Origin of the sequence: Marinomonas vulgaris (assembly GCF_018145875.1) — a bacterium.
Classification (GTDB): domain Bacteria; phylum Pseudomonadota; class Gammaproteobacteria; order Pseudomonadales; family Marinomonadaceae; genus Marinomonas; species Marinomonas vulgaris.
Genome location: NZ_JAGSSV010000022.1, coordinates 42,425 through 49,930 on the forward strand (window position 1 = coordinate 42,425; position 7,506 = coordinate 49,930).

General features: G+C 44.7%; 2 protein-coding genes and 1 tRNA gene. 1 reads left to right on the plus strand and 2 read right to left on the minus strand.

What is annotated here, in order from left to right:
• Position 1: 1 nt before the first annotated feature.
• Positions 2–75, minus strand: a tRNA-Met gene (locus tag J9B83_RS13165).
• 250 nt (positions 76–325) lie between these two features.
• On the opposite strand from J9B83_RS13165, the gene msrA reads away from it, so the two are divergent.
• Positions 326–985, plus strand: a complete 660-nt coding sequence (gene msrA / locus J9B83_RS13170; RefSeq protein WP_211537298.1) for a peptide-methionine (S)-S-oxide reductase MsrA — start codon at positions 326–328, stop codon at positions 983–985.
• 73 nt (positions 986–1,058) lie between these two features.
• Here msrA and J9B83_RS13175 read toward each other — a convergent pair whose 3' ends face one another.
• Positions 1,059–7,502, minus strand: a complete 6,444-nt coding sequence (locus J9B83_RS13175; RefSeq protein ID WP_328797741.1) for a tandem-95 repeat protein — start codon at positions 7,500–7,502, stop codon at positions 1,059–1,061.
• Between the last annotated feature and the right edge of the window lie 4 nt (positions 7,503–7,506).

A 7,506-nucleotide genomic window follows, 5' to 3' on the forward strand; every position in this document is an offset into this window, starting at 1 on the left:
GTTGCGGGAGCCGGATTCGAACCAACGACCTTCGGGTTATGAGCCCGACGAGCTACCAGACTGCTCCATCCCGCGACTAATCGACGTTGCACATAATTGTTTCTGGACAATCACTAGTTAAGCAATAATGCGTAACCCGTGCTAACGAGGTGCGTATTATAGGTAGATTAATCTAAGAGTCAAGGACATCACACCAAGATAATGAAAATTAATATAAAAAGCCTCTCTTAATTGGTAAACTATGTCTCAAATGACACCGTAAGGACTTGTCACTACTCATACCAAGATGTAAAACATAGCCATCTCACTTCACTAAGAGGCCCACATGCCAACGAACATTGAAAATATTCTCAAAAAATCATCCATACCGTCAGCACAAGACGCGTTAAAAGGCAGAGACACTGCAATGAAAATTTCTGGCGTTCATGCCGTCAACGAACAATCTATGGTTCGAGAGCCAAACGCAAACGAGTCTACTATTGTATTGGGCATGGGCTGCTTCTGGGGTGCCGAGCGAAAACTGTGGAACACGCCTGGCGTGATTGTCACCTCCGTCGGTTATGCGGGCGGCTTCACGCCTAACCCCACTTATGAAGAAGTCTGCTCCGGCCAAACCGGACACAGCGAAGTGGTGCAGGTTGTTTTTGATACCAGCGTGACCACACTGGAGAAAGTACTACAGGTATTTTGGGAAAACCACGATCCGACGCAAGGCATGCGCCAAGGTAACGACATTGGCAGCCAATACCGTTCTGTTATCTACACAACAAACGACAGCGACCTCCCCATCGTAGAAGCCAGTAAAGCCGCCTTCCAAAAAGAGTTACTCGAAGCGAAACACGGCATGATCACCACAGAAATTGAACCTCTGGACGTCTACTACTTTGCCGAGGAATATCACCAGCAGTATCTTCACAAGAACCCAAATGGCTACTGTGGACTCAGTGGCACAGGCGTTAGCTGTCCGATTGGCCTTACTGTATAACCAATAATAAAAATGCAGAGCTAAAAAAACCGAACTAGAAACTCTAGTTCGGTTTTTTAATCTATGCTACTTACTAGCCATCGATATTGATGCTGTAATCTTGATCATCATATCGAACAGTCACCGTTCCACTTGTCACTTCAGCGTCGTCTCCAAATGTTGCAACCGTCTTACGATTATTTTCATTATTATTAATTACAGCTGTAACAGACTCAGATGTTATTGATAAGTTTTGATCTAAGTATGTTTGAATATCATCTCCATCAGGCACATCTAATAGGTCAGAAACATCTAAAACATCTTCCGTAGCATTAAAGTCTGTCAACACATCTGTAGCAGACCACTCATAATTAAGAGCAAATATATCTGCCCCCTCACCCCCTGTGAGAGTATCAACACCACCGCCACCTACAAGGTAGTCATTTCCTTCTCCACCATCAATATGATCTGTGCCGTCACCACTATCTAGGTAGTCATTACCGGCTCCACCGATTAGGGTGTCATTCCCTCCTTGACCGTAAAGAACATCATCACCATCCCCACCATCAAGTTCATCTTGACCGGCACCACCGTCTAAATAGTCATTATCTGAACCACCGTAAAGTTTGTCATCATCATATGATCCTAAGAGCAAGTCATTCCCTGCACCGCCATATAAAATATCGTTCTGAGAACCACCATCTAAATAATCATTACCTTCACCGCCATGTAAGATGTCATCTTCCGATTGACCCAGAAGGTAATCATCTCCGTCATCTCCATAAAGGGTATCTTTATCAGAACCACCATCTAAATAATCATTACCATCACCACCATGTAATGTGTCATCATCGGATTCACCATAGATTAGGTCATTACCATCTTCGCCATAAACTACATCGTCCAAATCACCAGCTGAAATAGTATTCGCTAAATCATCTCCTTCGACATAATTTGCATGCCAATGTCCATCAGAAATATCTGTAGGATTAGCTATTCCATTTTCTTTACCGTACTGATTTTTCTCATCGGTATGAGCAGCTTCTAACTCTTCTTTAGTAGACCAATTAGTCTCGCCAGTATCAGTATCCGTTCCTGTACCCGTATCATCTATTACATCGTCTACAATATCTGATACATCGGTTATGACAGAGGTTGTTGGGTAAGCCGCGCTTCCTAGTACTTGATAATCACTGTCTTCTAATACAAGCTCTGTGACGGAAGCAAGAGATACACTGAGTGTGTATGCCCCTCCCTGATCCCAATAGATAATCTCAATAGACTGCTCACCTGAATCTGCAACAGTAAATTCAAAAGTATCTGTTGCTTCTGATTGAATACCATCAACACTAGCAACAACCTCGCCATTAATCTTAATTTGATAACCATCATCAGCGGTGACTTTAATACTATAAACACCAGCATCTAACGAGACAGAACCTGTTAGTTGAACAACCGAATCTTCCGTATTATCTTTATCTACATAAGTCAAAGTATCGGCATCATCGCCTAACCAAGAGGTTAAGTTCGAATTTCGACCTAGATCGCCACTTGCAGACGCATAGTTTATCTCAGTACCAATAAAGGTCGCATTTGCAGATTGACTAGAAATAATTTCTTCAGCTTTAGCAATGGATGCTAAGTTACCATCCGTAGAGTCATCATAATTAAAGAAATTACCCGCTAAGCCTGACACAGTCGTCGTTGTACTAGTATCCTCAACAGATCCAGTAACAGTAATAGATAAAGTATTCTCAACGGTATCACCGTCACCATCGATTACGGTATAGCTGTACTCAACCACTTGTGAACCGGCAGATCCCACAAGATCAATCAGGTCATCACTTGGCGTAAAGCTATATGTGCCATCTTCATTAACAACCAAGGTTCCGTTGACATCTTCTGTTGTCGCTTCGACAACAGAATCTAAACCATCCGCGCCAGCATCCGTTTCAAGTGTGCCTGTTAAGGTATTTAAATTCTCGGTTGGATACGTTAGCTTAACATGAGCAGCAACGTCGTAAGAAACCGTTGTTTCTTCTGGCGTGGTCACTGTTTCAACAGCTACTCCATCCACTAAGAAACCATCCAAATAAACTGTGTAGCTGACGCCATTTACCAAAACAATAGTGCTTGAAGTTTTTAGCGTCATGATATCGCCAGCGTTGGTGGTTTCGTCGACAGTTAACGTAGAGGACAGGTCAACAGTGACACTCTCCCCAGCAATATTCATAACCACTTTTGCATTGAATAAAGTAGAACTTAGATTATCCGCTATATCGTAAGTCTTCCCATAATGAACCGCACTACTGATAACACCGTCATTTTTATGAGAAATCTGAGCGACAACAAGATTATCTCCAAAACCAAAACTGTCAGACCCGCTTGCTACTTCACTTGCTGTAATAGAACTTTCACCTTCATCATAGGCATTAGTTTGAATTTCATACGTTGGCCAACTTACCCAAACTTTTTCAACAGTATTTTCAGTAACAAAAGCCGCATTACCCCATGAAATAACTTCGTCATACTCATCATCGGCAGCGTCATCGTCGACACTACTGGACTGACCAACCCGAGAGCCATTATATATAGTTGAAGTTGTATCAAATTCAGCAGCAGAGAAACCAGACGCTATACTCGACACAGAGAAAGTACTCGCCGCCAATGACAAGGTGGCTGTAGTGGTAGTTGCTTCAGGAGTATCATCTGCAATAACAGCACTGACTGTTGATGTCGTTGTATCTGTCCCGTCAGAAACAGCAACACCAAAATCAATAGACATCTGCTCGTCGTTGACATCTGAAGAATGGTCAATAGCACCACTCAAACTCACAGTATAAGAGGCCTCGCCACTGTCATCCACATCACCAAGCGTAACAGTAACAATCGTTACGCCATCTGCAGAACCAATTAACGCACCACTTTCATTGACAGCCCACACAAGAGCAACACCGCCAGATGTGTAGCTTTGAGTTGGTGCAACCAAGCTAACACTGAGATCATCGTTATTTGCATCACTTAAAGTAAATGTACCCGATGCAGAAACCTCAACACCGTCAATAAGGCCATCTTCATTCAAGCTAACGGACTCTATATCGCTGATAACCGGAGCCATATTGCCAACGATAATTGTCTGAGAAACTGGCTCACTGACAGAATCACCATCAGTAGACGTCACAGTGACTGTCAATTCAAAGCCATCAAGATCATTAAGCGATCGAATTTGAAGTCCAGCAACATCCTTCTGAATAAGGCTGTAAGTGCCATCAGAGTTCGCCGTAACGGTATCACCATCACTGTTCAGCAAGACAACACCGTCTGGCAGACTAGAAATCGTATAACTGAGTGTTTCACTACCATCTGTATCGGTTTCAGTACCCGTAATAGTCAACTGACTCGTAGCAAATGCAGAATCAAAACTCGCTTGAATATCAGTAATATTCACCACTTCACTAGGAGATGTAGAAGTCACATCAAAAGTAATTGTTGCCTTACCATCTTCATCCAAAGTGACAGAGTAACTATCCTCTCGAGATCCATTACCATCGAAGGTAAATTGTCCAACTTGGTCATCATTGATCACCACAGTATAAGTATCAGCAGTTGAATTGCGGGAACCGTCTTCCCAATCGCCTTTAATTGTAGAATTAAAACTAATAATCACTGTTTGACCAGAATAGTCTGAACCAAAATCAAACTCTTTAGTGACAGAATCAGATATAAGGTTACTGCTACCGACTCTGTTATCACCAACATTCCCTAGTTCACTGATAGGATCAGCCGTTTTAACGATGACAGCATCTACAACAGCATCAGACAAACTAACACTCAACGTAGGCAAGTCAGCAACGGCATTGACGACAACCGTTGCCACAGCAGAATCAGTACCGCCATTACCGTCTTCGATGCTGTAATCAATCTTCACTTCACCACTAAAGTCTTTAGCCGGTGTGAACTCAAGCTTACCGCCGACGATCGCTACCGTACCTTGTGCTTCTGGTACCGTCGCGCCTGTGATGGTCAACGTATCGCCATCCACATCGCTGTCGTTCGCCAACACATCAATCGTGATCACGCCACCGTCTTCTGTGCCGTTCGCCGTATCGTCTACCGCAACTGGGCCGTCGTTCGTACCCGTCACTGTAATCGTGATTGTTTGCGTATCCGTTGCACCCTGTGGATCTTTCACTTGTACTGTTACTTCTACATTGGTCGCTACACCTAATGAAAGAGAGTCGTATGCCGCATTCGTTGGGTCAAATGACCATGCACCAGTCTCCGTATCAAAACTGAAGCCTGCAGGTGTATTTTCTGAGTCAACCAAACTGTAAACCAAGCTTGAGTCGTCATCATCAACGTCTGTCGCACTGACCGTACCAGAGATAACTTTTCCGCCTTCTATCGCAGTCAATATCTCACCAGCCTTTACGAGGTTCTCAAACGTCAATGAGTTTAATAGGTAATCATTGTCGTCTGTACCAACACCTTCTTCGTATGTCGCTGTAAAGACAATCGTATCAAACGCGACTAAGTTGTCGTTTCCATCCGTCACACTCAAAGTACCAGCGTCATCAACGGTATTATTCCCTTTATCAAAGGTAGCACTCTCACCTACTTGCTCTCCATTAGAGTAGAAAGTGTATGTCGCTGTTTCTGCATTACTCAACCACCCGAAAGAGGCATCAACCGAGGTCACGGCATCATCAAAAGTCACAACAATCGCTTCTGCGTTATCTACTGTTGAACCAATTTCTGAAACTTTATCCGTACCATTTGTCGTAATAGCATCAACACCAATACCATCATGATTCCCTCCTGTGATCGTCGTGAGGTTAGTAGGGGTGCCAACCACGTTGCCATCTACAATACCTTCATACTTTTCGTACGCGGATAATGTGTAACCATTTCCTGAAACGCTATTTACCTCATCCGTTACATCATCGGTAGTGATGGTGACGTCTTGAATCACACTCAACACTGGTGCGTCGTTAACCGCATCAACAGTAACCGCTACTTCGGCTGAACTGCTTTCTTCGCCATCGCTGATCGTGTAGCTGATGGTCGCTTCGCCGTTGAAGTTCTCTGCTGGTGTGAACTCAAGCTGGCCGTCAACAATCGCTACCGTACCTTGCTCTGCCGGTACCGTCGCTGCTGTGATCGTCAAGTCATCGCCATCAACGTCTGTGTCGTTATCCAACACATCAATCGTGATCACGCCGCCGTCTTCTGTGCCTGTCGCTGTGTCATTGACGGCAACTGGGCCATCGTTAACCGCATCAACAGTAACCGCTACTTCGGCTGAACTGCTTTCTTCGCCATCGCTGATCGTGTAGCTGATGGTCGCTTCGCCGTTGAAGTTCTCTGCTGGTGTGAACTCAAGCTGGCCGTCAACAATCGCTACCGTACCTTGCTCTGCCGGTACCGTCGCTGCTGTGATCGTCAAGTCATCGCCATCAACGTCTGTGTCGTTATCCAACACATCAATCGTGATCACGCCGCCGTCTTCTGTGCCTGTCGCTGTGTCATTGACGGCAACTGGGCCATCGTTCGTTCCTGTCACTGTAATCGTGATTGTTTGCGTATCCGTTGCACCCTGTGGATCTTCCACTTTTACTGTCACTGTTACGTCAGCTTTGTCACCCACTGAAAGAGAATCATATGCCGCATTCGTTGGATCAAATGACCAAGCACCAGTCTCCGCATCAAAACTGAAGCCTGCAGGTTTATTGCCTACTAAACTGTAAGTTAAGCTTGAATCATCATCGTCCACGTCTGTCGCACTGACCGTACCAGAGATAACTTTTCCGCCTTCTATCGCAGTCAATGTCTCATCAGCCGTTACGAGGTTCCCAAACGTCAATGAATTTAGTAAGTAATCATTGTCATTTGTACCAACTCCTTCTTTGTATGTCGCTGTAAAGACAATCGTATCAAACGCGGTTAAGTTGCCGCCTGCATCCGTCACACTCAGTGTGCCAGCGTCATTAACGGTATTCGTCCCTGGGCCGAACGTACTCTCACCTACTTGCTCTCCACCAGAGTAAAAGGTGTAAGTAGCCGTTTCTGTATTACTCAACCACCCAAAAGAGGCATCAACCGAGGTCACTGCATCATCAAAAGTCACAACAATCGCTTCTGATTGACCTGCATCAACTCCAATTTCTGAAGTATCATCCGATCCGTTTGTTGTCGGAGCATTAACACCAATACCATCATGGCTAGTATTTGTAATGGCCGTCAAACCACCACTTGTATTGTTGGTAGAATCGATACCTTCAAAGTTACTGTAAGCCGTTAACGTGTAACCGTTGCCGATCGCACTATTCGCACCGATTGTCACGTCATCCGCTGTAATGATGACATTCTCTGTAATACTCAATACTGGCGCATCGTTGGTACCGTTAATCGTCACAGTCACCACTTGCTCTGTGCCGTCTACCGACGTCACCGTAAAGCTTTCGGCTTTGCTGTCGCCTACGTTCAATTCGTTGAACGCACTGTTCGCCACAAACGTCCAGTCGCCATTTTCTGCGATGCTG